Genomic DNA, 16,883 nt, shown 5'->3' with positions numbered 1-16,883 from the left:
ATCTAAATATTTGTGTTTTCATAAACCAATTCTCCGTTGACGATGGTCGCACGGACCCTGATGTTTTCGTCAAAGATGACCAGGTCGGCGTCATAACCCGGCGCGAGAGCCCCCTTGCTACCCGCCAGTCCCAAAATCGCCGCCGGCGTTGTCGTTATCATTCGTACCGCTTCGACCAGCGGCACACCCGCGACCTGAACCATCGTCCTGACCAGCCGGTCCGCCGTCGCCACACTCCCCGCAAACGCGCTCCTGTCCAGCAGTTTCGCCACGCCATCTTCCACGATCACCGGGAGTCCGTTTTGGATATTCCCCAGCATACTCTCTCCCTCCGGCATTCCTGCCGCCCGCATCGCATCCGTGATCAGCGCCGTCCTCGCCGCCCCTTTTATCTTATAGACCAGTTGCAGCAGCGGACCGGGGAGATGCGCACCATCAGCGATGATCTCTACGTCCATGTCTTCGATCAGAAAGGCCGCTTCGACCGCGCCGGCATACCGGAAAGCATTCCGTCTAGTGACACCGGTCATCGCCGAATAGAGGTGCGTCGCCAGCGAATACCCGTTGTTCCACGCCTCCAGGATCTCTTCATAAAGAGCGTCTGTATGCGCCCAGGAAACCAGTACGCCCTTCTCCCTCGCATACCGCCCAAACTCAAGCGCGCCCGGCAACTCCGGCGCGGCGCTCCAGCGACGAACAAGATGCGGCCGCCGGAGGATCTCTCCATATTCGGCGGGGTTCGGGTCCCGGATATAGCGCGGGTCCTGCGCCCCCCGCTGGTTCATCGCAAAGTATGGCCCCTCGAGGTGCATCCCCAGAAACCGGGCGCCGCCCGTGTTTTTCCAGACACCCGCTCGTAAACATCCAGAATATGCAGTAGCTCCTCTTCCGAACCCGTCAGCGTCGTCGGCAGCATCGCCGTCGTGCCATACTGAACATGCGTCCCTGCAACGCCATGGAACGCGGCCTCGGTCCCATCCATGAAATCATGCCCGCCGCCACCGTGTACGTGGATATCGATAAAACCCGGCGACACATAACAGCCCGCGGCGTCGATCACTCTGTCGCCGGGCGAACCCGATTCCACGATCTTCCCGTCGCGCAAATACAGATAACCCCCGGACAAAAGGCCCTGCGGCGTGATGACTTTACCGTTGATGATTCTAATTCCCTTCATTGACTAAAAATACCCCAGTTCCTTATCCTGTGGCCATAGCTGGCGTAAAAAAATAAATAACAATAGCAGGGCAGCAGGATCCAGTAGGCCTGCTGCAGCCCGTTGCGGTCCGCCAGCCAGCCATAGACCAGCGGCAGTATCGCGTTTCCGCAAAGCCCCATCACCAGCAGCGAAGCTCCCGCCTTTGTGAACCGTCCCAGACTGTCCAGCGCCAGCGGCCAGATACCCGCCCAGATCAGGGAATTCGCCAGTCCCAGCAGCACGAGGAACCAGATCGAATTCTCTGTCCTGCTCAGCACGACCAGCAATGACAGCGCTACGCCTAAGACCGTACAAACCAGAAATGCCTTCGCCTGACTGATAAACCTGGGAATACAGATGATGCCCATTAAATACCCGCCGATGGTCGCGGTCAGCGTGTACGAGGGGAAGACCTTTGCTTCCAGGAGGGGGATATTCATCGACCCGGCATAGCCGATGATCGTGTCGATCGCCAGCACCTGCGTACCCACGTGTAAAAAGATCGCAACCGCGCCCAGTACCAGGTGCGGAAACTGGAGCAGACTGTTTTTCCCCTCCACCGCCTCCTCCGTGCCGATCTCGGGCAGCGAGGAATACCGCACGAGACAGCCCAGTCCAAACAATACCACCCCCACGCAAATATAGGGTGGGATCACCCGTCGGATCAGTGCATCGAGCGCAGCCGCACGCTCCGCCTCCCGCATCAGCGGCAGACTCTTAAACAATATACTATCGTTCGGTCGCAGGATCACCGCCGCAAACAGCAGCGGCGCCAGTATACCCGCCGTCTTGTTACAGATCCCCATAATACTGATCCGCTGCGCGGCCTGTCTCTGGGCCCCAGCACCGTGATATAGGGATTGGCGGCAGTCTGCAGAATGGCCAGCCCTCCGCCTATCGCAAACAGACCCGACAGAAACCCCGCATAGGCCCTGCTGAGCGCCGCCCCCACGAAAACAAAAGCCCCGAGGGACATGATCCAGAAACCCAGCATCATTCCCTTCTTAAAACCGATCTTTCTCAGCAGGTAGGCCGCAGGCAGCGATACCACCAGATAGGAGATATAGAACGCAAATGCTACCAGATAGGACTGGAAATTATTCAATTCGCACGCGATCTTAAAATACGGGATCAGGATCGCGTTCACCCAGGTGATAAACCCGAATACGAAGAACAAAACTCCAATGATGGCAATATTCTTTGTCATCTCGCGCCAACTTTTTCATTACTCTCCGGATCGCCATGGTAACGCTGTCTTCTACGCTATTGGCAAACGGTCCGGGAAATCCATAGTAGATCATACTCTCATCAGGTTCATATCCTCCTTCCTTCAGCAGCCGCAGCGAAGGGATATAACACATCACTTCGCTGGAATATCCTGCCACATACAGGTGCTCACCCGCGAATAGCCGTTTCGCCTTCAGCGAATAGTCCACGACCGTCTCCCGCTCAGCGCGAGCACGCACCAATCGGTGCCAAACCGCACCGCCTGTACCGGGTACACGAGGTGATCCGGCGTGAAGCCCCTGTTATAGGCCGACAGCATCAGTCTGGCCCTTCTTTGTAAAAATTTATTGTCTCCTACGATCTCCTTCTGATATTCCGCTACGTCGAACGAGCGGTACGGCAGATTTACCGTCGTATACGCCGTCCGGATCGGCGTCCGAACCGGCTGCATTTTCCCTCCTTTCAGCACCTCACCCACTGCATCGGCCAGCTCACGGCCGTGCAATTTCGCCAGTTCCACCGTCCCGCGCGGATCGGGATTCTGATCCCCGCCGCATCCCATCAGGAACATACAGGTCGTCCCCGGATTTTCTTCCTCCAGCATCGCCTGGGCAAAGCCCGCATAGTCCCCGTTGATCAAAAAATTGTTGTCTACCAGTGTAGTGTTATGACATGCATATCCGAACAGGATCGCCGCCGTCTTTTCACTGCCGCGTTCACCCGGCGAGCCGGGCCGGACTACCTTCAGAACCGGCACATCATGATCGACCGGCCCGTTCGGATGGATCTGATTCCTGCGGTTGATCGCAAATCCGGCCGACCCAAGCCCCGAATACAACTGCGCCGGCCGGCGGTCCGCTATCGCCATCCCGATCACCTTTACAAGATCGGCCGTCAGCCGCTGCGAATACTGTGATACCCGCCGCTGTTCGTCCAGCGTAAAGTCAAAGATCATATCCACACAGGGCCACACCATCGGTCCCGAATGCGTATGCGAAGAGTTCAGGATCAATTGCTCCCGCCTGATGCCATACAGGCTATCCACCAGCCTTGCCACGTCCGCCGAAACCTGGTGCGAAAGCCCCAGCAGATCGGTCGTCACGATCACCGCCCTGTTCTTTCCATCTTCCAGTATCAGCGCCTTGGCCCAGAGGTCCTGAAGCACTTCGGTAGCCGGCTTCTCCCGTCCCGCATAACCCGAAAGCCACATCGGCAGTTCAGGCGTGATCTTCATCCTGCCCACACCCGCGACCAGCTGCGCTTCCGAACGAAGACCCAGCACTACCAAAATACCGAAGATCCATTTCATACTTATAGTTTTACCGGCGCCACCTGCACCAGGTCCGTTCGGGTCTTTCCATTCTCTGTGATCCGCGCCAGCGTATAGACTGTTCCGTCCTTCGCCACCGCTATCGAATTTACATAAAGAGGCCGGGCGCCGTCTCCATAAAAGATCGCGCCGTGGTCCATATATTTACCGGTGGCAATATTGTAAGTCACAAGGTGTAGGTCCTCCAACCCTTTCGCTTCCCCCATCGCCGTGCTGCTCTTCCCTTTCACAATGTGCCCGTCGACATAAACGGGCCCGCCGGTCAGATAATACAGGGTATGCTTGTCCGGCCCCAAAGTAAATCCCAGATAGCCGTAGCTAAACTCGTCAAACATCCCACTGCGCTTCGATGGCCGTGAGGTGATCCGGTCGATCACGTTCACCCGCTGCGCACGCGGATCGAACTGAAACAGGTACCCGGAATTCCCGTGTACTCCGTATATGGTTTTATCGCCGGGATACCATACGGTCTGCCGCCAGTTATATCCCATATGCCCGGCCGAAGTCGGATCATATAGCCCAAAATAGTCTTTTTTCATATCCTCCTGCAATGCTTCCAGCCTGTCGGCCCCGGGCCTGAGCCTAAAGATCGTTCCTTCGGAACTGGTTGCATATACCGACCCGTCGCCCGGATCGATCGCCAGTGACCGGCACAGCGTCCTGAAATTCTTACCCGCCCCGTTCTCCCCCTCACCGGACAGCGGACCGATCTCGGTCAGCTGCTTGTTCGCCAGGTCATACCGGAATACATATCCCGTCGGCCAGCTGATACAATAGATCAGACCGCGAACGGTATCCATATTCAGCGTGAGAATACCCTCCTTGTGCGGCGCGAGCGCCAGGTCCTCGAATTTCCCCGTCTTCAGGTCATAGGACAGAATATGTCCGCCCGGATATTCTTTATAACCGGCAGGCGGTATCCCCATCTTCTCCATTCCATCCACCATGCTGTAATATCCTACGTGCGTCCCGAAATATAACTTCCCCTTCGATTCCACAAAATGCACATGGCTCTTCCCCTGCGAGATCGTCTTCAAACCCTTCTCCCCGCAGGCTTCCGTCAGGTCGCCGCAGTGCTTTATCTTACCCGTCCGCGGATTAAAAGAATACATCTGCCCGCCCGTATCGATGGACTGCGAGCTCAGCACATAGTATACATTCCCGTCGCTCGCCACGTCGATGGCGTTGTAGGTATCGTGAGCAATCGAAAATCCGGAATTGAATGTCTTTGCTTTTAATGTCGCATGGCCCTGCGCCAAACCCGCTACCGCTGTTGTCAGAACAGCCATTGTCAAAAAAATTTCATTATTTTATTTTATCCGCGTTATCGTGAATCTTTTGGATCGCATCGACTATATCATCCATATCCGCCCTTGTCCCCAGCAGCATGGACTGATAGAACCATACCGCCTCTTCGTTGCAGAGTTTGTCGTTCAGCGGGCAATTATTCCTTTTATTAAAGGCATTGATGTCCAGCTCCGCCGCAGTATACATTTTCTTATAGTTCTTGGACTGGAAGGCGTTCTGCAGGTAGGGCATCTTGTTCAGCGGAGCATAGCCCTCGGAGCAAGGAATCCCTTCCGCATTCAGCGCTTTCAGGAATGCCGCCCGAGGCAGCCCTTTAAACCCTTTAGCGTCATACCGGAAAGGGAATAGGTGGAATGCCGCCTTCGTCACACCAGGCGAAAATGTGTATGGGGTCACGCCGGGTATTTTGCCGATCCGTTCGCGGAGATAAGCCGCATTGGCATTCCGTAATTCGGTCTCAGCGCCCAGCCGCTTCAGCTGGCCGATGCCGATCGCCGCCTGATACTCGGTCAACCGCAGCTTGTTCCCCGCTATCAGCGTACCCGCATTGACCTGGCCCACCACCGAACCATAGGGATTCCCGTAGTTGTGATAGGAATAGCATTTATCCATAAAGGCGTCGTCATTGCTCGTTATCGCTCCTCCCTCACCGATCGCAAGGTTCTTCGAGTTTTGAAAACTAAAGCAGCCCGCGTCTCCAAAACTCCCCACTTTTCGTCCGCCGATCTCCGCCCCGTGTGCCTGACAGGCATCCTCGATGACCACCAGTCCGTGCTTTTTCGCGATGGCCATGATCTTCACCATATCCGCGGGCAGGCCCAGGATATGCACGGGTACTATCGCCCTCGTCTTCGAAGTTATCTTCGCTTCGATCTTGTTCGCGTCGATCTGCCATGTCGCCGGATCCGTGTCCACAAAGACCGGCATGGCGCCCGTCGCCAGTACCGCCGCCACCGTAGCGATAAAAGTATACGGAGGCACGATCACCTCGTCCCCTCCGCCGATGCCCAGCTGAAGCAATGACGTGATCAGCGCATTGGTGCCATTCACCACACTCAAACACCTTTTCGTGCCCACAAAATCTCCCCACTCTTTTTCGAACCGCGTCACCAGCGACGCCCTCGACCAGATGCCGCTTCGCAGATCATCCACCACCAGCGGCTCGTCAGTCTCTCTGTTCCATATCGGCCAGGCCGGCCATTCTTTTGTCCTCACCGGTGTCCCACCCAGCACAGCCGGCAGCTGCGACCGAACACCGGCCCTGAGCGTCCCCGGCCCAAGCATCGCACCTGCGGCAGCAAGCCCTGTCGTCCTGATAAAGTCCCTACGGCCAAAATTTTTATTTTTCATGTTCCTTTATTTAAAATTTGATCCCCTCTGCCTCCTTCACGGCCTTATCCAGCACGGCCTGCAGCTCTACCCTTGCGCCGCCTTTCCGCTTGCTCTCGTCCGCCGCCTCCATAAAGGCGTAGACGCTGAGCGTCTCTTCCTCGCTGACCGGCGAAACACCGCTGTTAAAGAATTTCGCGATCTCGCGCAGCAGGGCCTCATAACCCGAATACGGCCCTACTCTTACGACGCCCTTCTCACCAAACACCGTCCCGCCATACTCGTGCTCTCCGGTCCGGGTCCCGCGGAAAGTCCCGACCCTTCCGTCGGTCCAAACACCCGTCACTACGTCTGTACCCTCGGTGCTCACCCGCGAAACCCACGAACAGCCAATGCCCATCACCGTTATCAGCGTCTCCCACTCCGTGGATCCCGTACCAGAAAAAGTCCGGATGGTGAGGTTCCAGAGGGGCAGGACTGAATGCATCCGCTCCCAGCACCCTTCCTACCGTCAAACCGGCCCTTATTTCCGTCATCCCATTCATATATCGCAACGAACTGGCTGAAAAGACAGGCACTTTATGCTTCCGTGCCGCGGCATACACGGCCACTGCCTCCGCCAGCGTACCCGCGACCGGCTTGTCCACGAACAACGGCTTCCCCGCCTTTATGACTTCCAGCGCCTGTTCGAGATGCGGCCGTCCGTCGTTGGTCTCGAGCAATACCACGTCCACCTTCCGGAGGAGTTCCGCTATCGATCCCACGATCTCGACCCCGTGCTTCTTTACCTCTTCGGTATAGGCCGGTATCCGCTCGGTACTGCTCCGGATGTCCTTACTTCCGCGGGGATATGCCGCCACGATCTTATAGCCTTCAAACGCCGGGTCCGGCATGGTGCCATTCAGTGCTTCGGTAAAAGCCGTACTGTGCGAGGTGTCCAGGCCGATGATCCCCACGCGCTTCCCGCTGTCCGCCACAACGCCCCCCAGAGCAGCGCTGCTGCCCGCGCCGAGCACTTTCGTCGTCCCGCCTTTCTCCATCGATATATCCACTGGCGCGTTGGTTTTCCAGTTGCCACCCGTGAAATCGGGAACGGTTATCGAATTACTTTGATTTGCCACCGACCACACGCTCAACGGCGCCACCGAGCTCCAAAGCGCCGCGTCATAGACGTTCTGATCCAGCGGCAGCCCGTTGCGCAGACAGTCGATGGTCCTCCAGTCCATAATAAAGTCCATCCCGCCATGATCGCCGATGCCCTTTGCCAGACCACCGATCTTTTTCAGCAGGGGCGGCATATATTTTTCTTCCAGCGCTTTGTATTCCTCGGGCTTCAGCCACTCGTGCCCCGTCGCATAGCGCGCCGGCTCCGGATACTTCAACCCCGCCCCGCTGGTCCCGCTGACCAGCTGTATCCTCGAATAGGGCCTTGGCGAGCTGACGTCGAACTGGACCAGGATCGTCTTTCCCTTCGACGTGCGGATCGTACTCGTATTCATCGTGCCGTTGTATTTCCGGCCCGCATACGGCGTATAAAAGGAATCGCCTGCGGCCAGCTTCTTCGCCAGTGGTCCAGTGACAAAATCGTTAGACGACATCGACACCAGATAGTCCATCCTGTCCCCCCGGTTGATGTTCAGCAGCTGACACAAAGGCCCCAGCCCGTGCGTCGGATAAAGATTCCCTACCCGCCGCGAAGCCTCTTCCAACTCCCACATCTGATAGAAATGTTCTTTGGAGAACATCAGCTCCTGCAGGTTGTGGATATACCCGCCCTCGCAGTGGACGATCTCGCCGAAGAATCCCTGGCGCGCCATGCTCAGTGTCAGCAGCTCAGAAGCATCATAACAACAGTTCTCGACCATCATGCAGTGCTTTCTGGTCCGCTCGGAGGTATTCACCAGCATCCAGGCTTCTTCGATGGTTTTGGCCGCGGGCACTTCGACGCAGACGTGTTTCCCGTGTTCCATGGAAAACACCGCCATCGGCGTATGAAAGGCCCAGGGTGTCAGTATATAGACCAGATCCAGGTCGTCTCTTTCCGCCAGCTTCTTCCAGACCTCCGGTCCGCCCGAATACAGCGCCGGCTTATGGCCGGAGGAAGCCACCAGCTGCCTCGCCTTCTCCACCTGCCCGGGCCGGAGGTCACAGAGGGCATTTATCTTTACGCCTTCGATACGCGTCATCCGCTCGACCGCTCCAAAACCCCTGTTGCCGATCCCGATAAAACCGACGCGCACCACGTCCAGTTTAGGCGCAGCATACCCGCTCATATTGAATCGCGGACCCGTCGGCAGCCGCTGCGCCTGTTCGTGGATCCTGTCGAGGTCCTCCGCATTACTGGCGTAGGCCGGCAGGAAATACGCCCCCATGCCCAGCGCCGTCTTCTGTAAAAAATTTCTTCTGCTGTTTCCCATATCTTAAAAAATACATTCTTCTAAAAATCTTGGTTCGTACCCGTTGTTCGCGGCCCAGCCTACCGCCGTCAGTATCCTCTCTCTGAAATCGGGCTGGTAATTGAAATAAAAAGGATAGTAGTACTGCTCGTGCACCAGCAGGTCGACATAGGGCGGAAGGCCTCCCTTCTCCCGGTATGCGTCGAGGTGCGGCCGGATATCTGCAAGTCCCGTTTTGTCGATCACGATACTGCTGCGGATGAAGACGATATCTTCTTGGTTATCCTTCCAGACAAATCTTTTCTTTATATGCCGCCGCTGCTGTACGTCCAAATAATAAGAAACGGCCGGAAGTTCGTCGTCCACGTTGAAATATCCCAGTTGCCCCTTGTACCCCAGGTCACGCAGCGCCCGCGACCCTTCGATGGTCGCCTCTCCCCAGTGCAGCGTCGTCACCGGCCCCATCAGTTGGGGACCTGCAAAACGCCTGATCTCGTTCATCACCAGCTGGCCATCCCTTTTCACGGTGACATAGTCGGCCTGCTGATAGGGCTTGTCGGGGAATTCACCCAGCGCATGAAAGGAAAGTCTCAGCCACGACGACTGCGCCTTCCATTCGGCGGCAAACCGATCCGTCAGCTGCGACAGGTTGAACCCGTCTGTCTCATAAAAAAGGTTGATATGAATTTTCGTCCCGTAGACGTCATGAACGCCCCGCAAAAAGGCCAGATAGGAATTGTCGAAAATGCTGTTGTATACTTTTTCATTCTCGTGGATATCGCGGAGAAACCAGATATTGTCGTCTATCGAAAGGCGATAGCCGTTCGCAAAATTGGGCAGCCAGTATACGCGTACCCTTTTCTCCTCTCCCGTCGTCTCGTTCCTGACCAGAATGGTATTGTCGTATCCGCTAAGAACTACGCCCGCCAGATAACATCCCTCCTCCTCAAGGGCCCTGACCCCTCCGATCCTGACAGAACTGCCTGCCTCCGCGTTTACTACTACCTGCACCCGCAGCCTGCCGTCTTCCACGGCGCCGTCCCGGGCGTGCAGCATATCCCCATCTATCGGAAAAACGATTTCCATAGCGATTAGAAATTTGGATTAAAGATCTCTTCAAAAGACGACGTTGCAACATAGGACGGGTCGTGTTGGATCCGGTAGTCCAGCATCTTCAGCAGCAGCTTTTGCCACAGGCCGTACTCCACATTCCAGCGCCCCAGCATTGTATTCAGCCGGTAGGGCTGACTCTCGGAAAGCCAGGCCGCCGCGTAGGCATCCTTCAGCTTCGCCCCCTTCATCCATCATGTCCTGTATATAACCGTGACAGATATAGCCGATATCGTAATAGACAAAATCATTTTTCTTCTTCCCGAGCATCGCCTCGTTCCACCGGTCGCAGATCACGACCGCCCAGAGGAACCGGCTTGCCGTATAGTGTACCAGCTGTGCCGACACGAGCAGGCTGCGGATAAAGGAAGAGTCCTCATGCCCCGCCTTTCCCAGCGCCAGCACGAGCTGCGCTTCGGCCTCCTCGCTCTGCCGGCGCACCGCCTTCAACTCCGCCAGATGCTGCCGCGAGTTACCAAGGTAATAAGCTGAAAAAGGGTTCGACCAACTTTCGATGATCGTTCCGCCCGGCAGATTGGACGTGTTCTTTCCCAATACCTGCGTCAGCGTCCCGGTCGACGCCGCCAGCGAATCCAGCGCCGTCTTCATCTCATCCGTCATCCGCGGATAGACGGTCCTGCAATAACGATCCATAAAATGCTCCCTTTCACCAGCCTTTCCCTGCCAGGCCCCGATACAGCCGTAAGCCATAAATGGCCAGGACGGCCGGATCAGCGGCTCCGCTGCATCTGTCCACACGGAAGTGATATATCCCATCGTCCCGTGTTCCATACCCGCCTTCAGCGTCAGGTCCATATTGTCGTAGGTATAGCCGGCAGAGGGATAGACATGTCCCCAGCCCGATACCGCATTTTGTATAAAGAACGAACGCCCCTCTTTCAGTACCGGCGCCAGATAGTGATTGATCGCAGCCGTATCCGGAGAATATTCCCAGATCACCGGGATCGCCTCCCTGGGAAACCTGGACATAATGTCCGGATAATAATTGTTCATGTCTGTCCATGCCAGTACAGTCTTACCGTATTTCTTCCACTCCTTTTGTACAAAGTCAAGGTGTTGCAGCCACAGTTGTTCCGAATGCACGGTGCTGTCGACCTCCTTCGAGATACGATTTGTCTCCCAGGTCTCGTCGAATCCTACGTGTACAAAGGGGCTTTTGAACAGCCGCGCATACTGCCCGATCCATTCCTTCAGCGTCTGCTGTACCACTGGGGTTTCGTGGATCCAACTCCTCTCCGTATTTTCCGATCCCCATCGAAGCATACTTCTCCCGTTTCAGCAGGTCGTGCAAATGCCCGTAAAATGCGACGAAGGGCACCACGTCCATCTGCCGTAACCGACCGTAGTCGATAATTTCCTTTACCTCCTGCTGCGTATAGGCCGCCCCGATATTCAGCGACTCATACCCTTTCATTTCCATGCTCACCTCGTTGTAGAAATAGTACTGGTTGACCTTCCACATGGCCAAAAAGTCGATCTGCCTTTTGATCTCGCCGATCTTCAACAGCGACCCGTGCGCAAAATCCATCATCACCCCTCTGTATGCCAGCGCCGGCTGGTCTTCAATCTCCAGTTCCGGCGACACCGGGCCCAGTTGCCGCAGGGTCTGCACCGCATAAAAAAGCCCGGCCGCGCTGTGGGCCACTATCTTCACCCCTGAAGTCCTTCACCGAGAGTTGATAAAACTCTTTATCCCCCTTCCCTTCCAACACATAGTTGAACGGCACGTCTCCGCCAACGCCAACAACGTCCTTCAGTTGCCGAAGGGCAAATCCCAGCTCGTCGCCAACTCCCGCCGGCACCACCACCTTCAGTCGTGACAGCGCCAGACTTCCCTTCCCCACCTGTATGTGCCGCGGCTCCGGCAGGAGCGCCGGTTGCGCCCCCACCGTTGCCGTCAGCATTATGAGAACTACTGCCAGACTTGCCTTCACCATTCTTTTTCTTTAAATATAGCCTTTAATTATTGCACATCCCACCATAGCCTTGTCGCCGCATTGTCCGGCCCTCCGAGCAGGGTCACCGCCGCTGCTACCTGATCGGCATTGACGAGTTTCTCCGCCTGCAGGAAAGGCATCCGCTTGATGGTCGTACCCACCGGTACGTCCGCATTGTCGCTGTGCAGTACGGGGTAGAGCTTCGGCAGGTCTGTCCTCCGGTACTCCGCCCAGCCTTCCATCCCGTCGGGCCAGAGCGCCAGCCATTTCTGCTGTGCCACCTGCGCCCGCTGCATCGTCGGATCGCTGCTCCACAACACCGGATAGTTGTTGACCGGGGCGGAATTCATCCCGTCGCCGGGCGCTACCGGAGTAGCCACGTTCTTTACATAGGTGTTGATGACCGTGGCGTCCGTAATACCCCACTGCGCCATGGACGTCTTAATCCCCGTTTCATATAAATTCTGAGCATTGTCTCCCATATTCCAGCCGTTCAGGGCTCCTTCCGCCCGGAGGAAATAGGCCTCGGCGGCGTGCATCAGGTCCTGAGGGGTCGTATAGACCGCTCTCCAGTTGCCCGCGGAATAGGTACACCAGCGGGTACCCGTATGTGATACGTTGACGGAAGAGTTGGCGTCGATATTTCCTTTCTCCGCGTCGCTAAGCCCGTTCCGCAGACCGTTGAAGGCGCCGGACTGGGTCGCCGGCTGCCAGAAGATCGGCATACGGGGGTCATTGTAGCCTTTCTGGATAGACGCCATCGTGGCGCTCATACCGACGTCCTCCCATCCCGAGATGACGGACAGGGCGTTCTCTTCGTTATAGGTTGCGTTGGTCTTCTGCATATAGGCGTCGGTGCCGACATCGGTCATTACTCCGGCGGCGACCGCAGCCTCGGCCTGTGTTTTGGCCAGCGCGGAATTGACAGCCGAGATGCGCATGGCGAGGCGAAGACGCAGGGTATTGGCGAATTTGATCCAGGCCGATACCGGGTCGCTTTGCTTGTTGTAGACGAGGTCGAAGGTCCCGAACGGTTTCTCGCCCTTGTGGCTGTTGAGCACGGTCACGGCCGCGTCCAGGCGCTTGAAGAAATCAAAATAGATCGAGTCCTGTCTGTCGTACTTCGGATAGCGCACCCCGCTGCCCGCCTGGCTGTAAGGCACCGGCCCGAAATAGTCGGTTATCCGGTGAAAGGTCCAGACCCACCAGATATTGGCGACGGCATTCATTGCGGAATTCTTGTCGGTACCCGCCATGATGGTCAGCAGCTGAGGCGCCGCGGATACATAGGCCGGGTTCCAGGCGGCGGGCAGCCAGGTCTGCTGGATGCCATACCGGTCCGTATTGAAACCGGCGATCTGACCAAAATACTGTGAATATACATCGGCGACCGCGCCTTCCCCGATCTCGAAATTGTCGGGGCTCAGGGTCACGGACTGCTGCGCGTACGCAAACATCTGCGGATACTGCGCCGCCGTGATCGCGGATATGGCCGAAGGATTGGTGTTCATCTCCGCATATTTCTTCGTACAGCCGTTGAGCCCGGCGGTAAGGGCAAGAAGGGAAACGCCCGCACGGATATATTGATTGATTGTCCTATTCATTGTCGACGATTTTTAGAATGAAAGTTTCAGGTTCAGACCAAGGCTTCTCGTAGTAGGCAGACTGTAATTCTCTACCCCTGGAAATTGCTGTTGCCGTAGCTGGCCTCGGGATCGATATCCAGCTTGCGCTTTCCGATGCCCGGCAGATCGAGGATCGACTTGCCTCTGTAAAGGAAGAGCAGGTTCCGCGCTACAAAACTCAGTTTGGCCGACTTGATAAAGGCCGGTAGCTTTCTGAAATCGTACCCGAGTGATACCTCGCGCAGCCTTACGCTGGTGGCGTCGAACGTAAAGAACTCGGCATTGCTGGAAGCTCCCTGACTGACGCTCTTCCAAAAGTCTTCCGCCTTCACGCCAGTCGTGTTCGCCGAACCGTCGGCATGGATGCCGGGCAATACCAGCGTCGCGTCTTCCCGGTATTTCGATGTGACTTCGGACAGGCCGTTATACGCCAGCTCGGCAGCCGTACCGCTAGCCAGCACCCCGCCGAACTTGCCGTCGACCAGTACGCCGAGATTCCATCCTTTCCAGGTGAAAGTATTGCTGAATCCGATGGTATAGTTGGGATTGAAATTACCCACGCTCTGGTAGTCCGTCGACCAGGTCGGCAGACCATTGGCCCCGACAAGATGCTGCCCTTTCTGCGTCGCCCATCGTGCACCATACAGATCGCCGTAGGAACCTCCCGCCGCAACCCTGGGCTGCACCGTCCTGACGAGGTCGGCAGACCCGAGATAGGTATAGGCCAGCCCCGGAGCCACCGAAACGACCCTGTTCTTGTTCAGCGCATAGTTCAGTGTCAGATGCCAGGCGAAATCGCGCGTCTTCACCGGCTGCGCGGTCAGTACGATCTCCACCCCGGAGTTCTGGATATTTCCCGCGTTGATATACTGGCTGGAGAATCCGGAAGAAGCCGCCGTGCTCACGGACAACAGCTGGTTCTTTGAATTCGTCCGGTAATAGGTAAGGTCGATCCCGAGTCTGTCGGCGAAGAAACGCCATTCGGTGCCCGTCTCGAAGGCCGTCGTCAGCTCGGGCTGCAGACCCGGTATAGCCGCGCTCGTCTGGCTGGCAATATATCCGCCAAATCCGCCGGGAATGAAACGGTAGGTCTGGGCCAGCAGATACGGATCGGGATCGTTCCCCACCCTGGTCAGCGAACCACGCACCCGCGCCAGGCTCACCCAATCCGGCATCTTCATCATCTCGGAAAGAACGGCCGTCAGACCTACGGAAGGATAGAAATAGCTGTAGGGCTCCGGGATCGTGCTCGACCAGTCATTTCTGGCCGTCGCGTCCAGGAACAGGAAGTCTTTATAGGAGAACTGCGCGGTACCATACACCGACTGCAGTTCGCGCTTGACGGTCGAAACCGTCTCCTTCAGCGTCGAGCCATAGGTGAGGTCGTATTTGTTGACGAATGCCAGCCCGTCCGCGATCGTGATCCGGTGCCTCGACCCGCGGTCCAGCAGACTGCTGCCGATATTGTAGGTCACCTTCAGGTCGCTGGTAATATTGTTGTTGCCGTTCAGCAGCACGTCGTAGTTGCGCTCGTAGACATAGTTATTCTCTTCGGCGTAATAGCCTCCCGGCTGACGCGCGTAGTTGGCCGTATTGTTGGCGTATTTCTGCGTATTGAACTCGTTGTAGGCGTCGCTGCTGGCCCGGCCCTGGATATTCAGCCAGTCGGTGAGCTTGTACTTCAGTGACACCAGGCCGATGAGCCGCGACCTGTTCTCGTCGTGGTGCGTGTTGTTCACCGTCCAGTAAGGGTTCATGATCACGGGATCGGGCTTGGAAGACCAGAAGGTCGGCGTCTCGACGCCCGCCACGTCCACGGTCTTGTAGGTCTTCAGGTCGTTTTGATTCACGCTCGAAGGAATGCTGTATACGTTCGCCGCCAGCAGACCGTCGCTGCCGATACCCGGCTTGTTGTAGATATCCTGTACGATATAGGTGATCTTGGCATCGGCCGAGAGCCGGTCGGAGATATTGACGTCAAATCTGCCGTTGAAGGTATTCCGCATCAGCCGGTTGCCCGGAGCGATCCCGTTGACGTTATTATTGGCGTAGGACAGATAGCTCGAGATCTTGTCGGACCCTGAGGTCAGGCTGATCGCATTGTTGGTGGTCACCCCCGTCCTGTAGAAGTCTTTTACGTTGCTTCCGGAATAAGTATGCAGCGACGCGCTTTGTCCGCGCCAGTCGGTGACCTGCTGCCCGGTGGCTTTCGCTCCCCAGCTGGTCAGCACATTGGTGCCATATACACCGCCGACGCCCTGGCTGTATGCGGTCTGCATTTTGGGAATGCTGAACGCGTTGTCGGCCTGAAGGCCGGAATTCAAACTTACGGTCATCTTCCCCGTTCTTCCCTTCTTTGTCGTGATAATGATCACGCCGTTGGCGGCGCGGCTTCCGTATAATGCAGCACCGGCGGCGCCCTTCAGCACGGTCATGGACTCGATATCGTCGGGGTTGATATTGGACAACCCGTCGCTGCCGCTCTGCCCGAAATTGGCCGATCCGGCCTCGTCCTTTACCTCACCCGAGATCGTCTGGTTGTCGATCGCGACCCCGTCCACGACGATCAGGGCATTGTTCGTTCCCTGGATACTCCTGTTCCCCCGCAGTACGATACGGGTGGCCCCGCCGGGACCGTTGGAGGTAGGCGTCACCGTCAGACCGGCCACCTTTCCCGACAGCGTATTGGCAAAACTGGCGTCCCGGATCTCGTTGACCTGGTCCCCGCCGACCTTCTGGGCCGAATAGGTCAGCGATTTGGCCTGCCGCTGGATGCCCAGCGCCGTTACGATGACCTCGCCCATGCCTTTCTGGTCCTGCGTCAGCGAAATGGTAATATTTGAAGACCCGGCAGTCACCGACTGCTCCGTGGAAACATACCCAACAGAAGAAAATTGAAGAACGGCGCTGGAAGAAGGAATATTGATCGTAAACCAGCCGTCCTCATTGGTCGTGACCCCACCCTTTTTCCCTTTTACGGACACCGACACACCGGCTAATGGCTTTCCCGTCAGCTGGTCGACTACCCGTCCCCGGATGGTCTCTGCAGGGGCGGCTGCCAGACGCCCGATCATCCCAAAAAGGAGTAACATGCAGAAAATTCTAACACGCATAAGTTGTTATGTTTTGGTTTGTTTTAAAAGCAGTTTTCTCTCATACGGACAAAGCATTCGTGTGCTCGTCATGGCGCAGGACGTCCATCTGGCCATCACCAGCAATCTGTTTGCAATCAGTCTTTTTTAGAGGATAAAATTTCTTATGTAACCAAAGCTAAAAAGTTGAACGAAGATAAAAATTCGAAATTCTATTTAAAATGTATACTTTTTTAACAAAAAAAGCCGGACGACGCGTCGCCCGGCAAATATTATATTTACACCATGCAAACCCACACCGCCGCAGCCA

The 16,883-nt window shown here is 56.4% G+C and carries 15 protein-coding genes; 1 reads left to right on the top strand and 14 read right to left on the bottom strand.

Annotation, left to right across the window (positions count from 1 at the left end; translation table 11 throughout):
• Nucleotides 1–2 precede the first annotated feature (2 nt).
• From ACQ86N_RS12710 to ACQ86N_RS12645, 14 genes are all read right to left on the bottom strand, one after another.
• Nucleotides 3–785: an N-acetylglucosamine-6-phosphate deacetylase gene (locus ACQ86N_RS12710; RefSeq protein ID WP_431215476.1), complete on the bottom strand. Its 783-nt coding sequence runs from the start codon at nucleotides 783–785 to the stop codon at nucleotides 3–5.
• On the bottom strand, nucleotides 782–1,177 hold the full coding sequence (locus tag ACQ86N_RS12705; RefSeq protein WP_431215475.1) for a hypothetical protein: 396 nt from the start codon (nucleotides 1,175–1,177) through the stop codon (nucleotides 782–784). The genes ACQ86N_RS12710 and ACQ86N_RS12705 overlap by 4 nt, the downstream gene beginning before the upstream one ends.
• On the bottom strand, nucleotides 1,174–2,004 hold the full coding sequence (locus ACQ86N_RS12700; RefSeq protein WP_431215474.1) for a hypothetical protein: 831 nt from the start codon (nucleotides 2,002–2,004) through the stop codon (nucleotides 1,174–1,176). The genes ACQ86N_RS12705 and ACQ86N_RS12700 overlap by 4 nt, the downstream gene beginning before the upstream one ends.
• Complete coding sequence (locus tag ACQ86N_RS12695) at nucleotides 1,947–2,405, bottom strand: hypothetical protein (RefSeq protein WP_431215473.1); 459 nt, start codon at nucleotides 2,403–2,405, stop codon at nucleotides 1,947–1,949. The genes ACQ86N_RS12700 and ACQ86N_RS12695 overlap by 58 nt, the downstream gene beginning before the upstream one ends.
• A 213-nt stretch (nucleotides 2,406–2,618) precedes the next feature.
• The gene (locus ACQ86N_RS12690; RefSeq protein ID WP_431215472.1) at nucleotides 2,619–3,734 is read right to left on the bottom strand and encodes a neutral/alkaline non-lysosomal ceramidase N-terminal domain-containing protein; all 1,116 of its coding nucleotides are present in this window, start codon (nucleotides 3,732–3,734) and stop codon (nucleotides 2,619–2,621) included.
• 2 nt (nucleotides 3,735–3,736) lie between these two features.
• A complete protein-coding gene (locus tag ACQ86N_RS12685) occupies nucleotides 3,737–5,044 on the bottom strand; it encodes a hypothetical protein (RefSeq protein ID WP_431215471.1) in 1,308 nt (435 codons plus the stop codon).
• Between the two features lie 16 nt (nucleotides 5,045–5,060).
• Entirely contained in the window at nucleotides 5,061–6,413 is a 1,353-nt protein-coding gene (locus ACQ86N_RS12680) for a DegT/DnrJ/EryC1/StrS family aminotransferase (protein ID WP_431215470.1), read from the bottom strand.
• Nucleotides 6,414–6,423: 10 nt separating this feature from the next.
• Complete coding sequence (locus tag ACQ86N_RS12675) at nucleotides 6,424–6,660, bottom strand: hypothetical protein (protein ID WP_431215469.1); 237 nt, start codon at nucleotides 6,658–6,660, stop codon at nucleotides 6,424–6,426.
• Nucleotides 6,650–8,809, bottom strand: a complete 2,160-nt coding sequence (locus ACQ86N_RS12670; protein ID WP_431215468.1) for a Gfo/Idh/MocA family oxidoreductase — start codon at nucleotides 8,807–8,809, stop codon at nucleotides 6,650–6,652. The genes ACQ86N_RS12675 and ACQ86N_RS12670 overlap by 11 nt, the downstream gene beginning before the upstream one ends.
• A gap of 3 nt (nucleotides 8,810–8,812) precedes the next feature.
• Complete coding sequence (locus tag ACQ86N_RS12665) at nucleotides 8,813–9,874, bottom strand: hypothetical protein (protein ID WP_431215467.1); 1,062 nt, start codon at nucleotides 9,872–9,874, stop codon at nucleotides 8,813–8,815.
• Nucleotides 9,875–10,967: 1,093 nt separating this feature from the next.
• The gene (locus ACQ86N_RS12660) at nucleotides 10,968–11,573 is read right to left on the bottom strand and encodes a family 20 glycosylhydrolase (RefSeq protein WP_431215466.1); all 606 of its coding nucleotides are present in this window, start codon (nucleotides 11,571–11,573) and stop codon (nucleotides 10,968–10,970) included.
• On the bottom strand, nucleotides 11,482–11,856 hold the full coding sequence (locus ACQ86N_RS12655) for a hypothetical protein (protein WP_431215465.1): 375 nt from the start codon (nucleotides 11,854–11,856) through the stop codon (nucleotides 11,482–11,484). Before ACQ86N_RS12655 ends, ACQ86N_RS12660 begins: the two co-directional genes overlap by 92 nt.
• A 26-nt stretch (nucleotides 11,857–11,882) precedes the next feature.
• Complete coding sequence (locus ACQ86N_RS12650; RefSeq protein WP_431215464.1) at nucleotides 11,883–13,460, bottom strand: SusD/RagB family nutrient-binding outer membrane lipoprotein; 1,578 nt, start codon at nucleotides 13,458–13,460, stop codon at nucleotides 11,883–11,885.
• A gap of 71 nt (nucleotides 13,461–13,531) precedes the next feature.
• Nucleotides 13,532–16,573 carry a SusC/RagA family TonB-linked outer membrane protein gene (locus ACQ86N_RS12645; RefSeq protein WP_431215463.1) on the bottom strand — a complete coding sequence of 1,014 codons (3,042 nt, stop codon included), beginning with the start codon at nucleotides 16,571–16,573 and terminating at the stop codon, nucleotides 13,532–13,534.
• Here ACQ86N_RS12645 and ACQ86N_RS12640 point away from each other — a divergent pair.
• Nucleotides 16,572–16,724 carry a hypothetical protein gene (locus tag ACQ86N_RS12640; RefSeq protein WP_431215462.1) on the top strand — a complete coding sequence of 51 codons (153 nt, stop codon included), beginning with the start codon at nucleotides 16,572–16,574 and terminating at the stop codon, nucleotides 16,722–16,724. The genes ACQ86N_RS12645 and ACQ86N_RS12640 overlap by 2 nt on opposite strands.
• Nucleotides 16,725–16,883 lie beyond the last annotated feature (159 nt).

The organism is Puia sp. P3, from assembly GCF_050632245.1.
Lineage (GTDB): Bacteria > Bacteroidota > Bacteroidia > Chitinophagales > Chitinophagaceae > Puia.
This window is presented reverse-complemented; position numbering and strand designations above follow the sequence as displayed.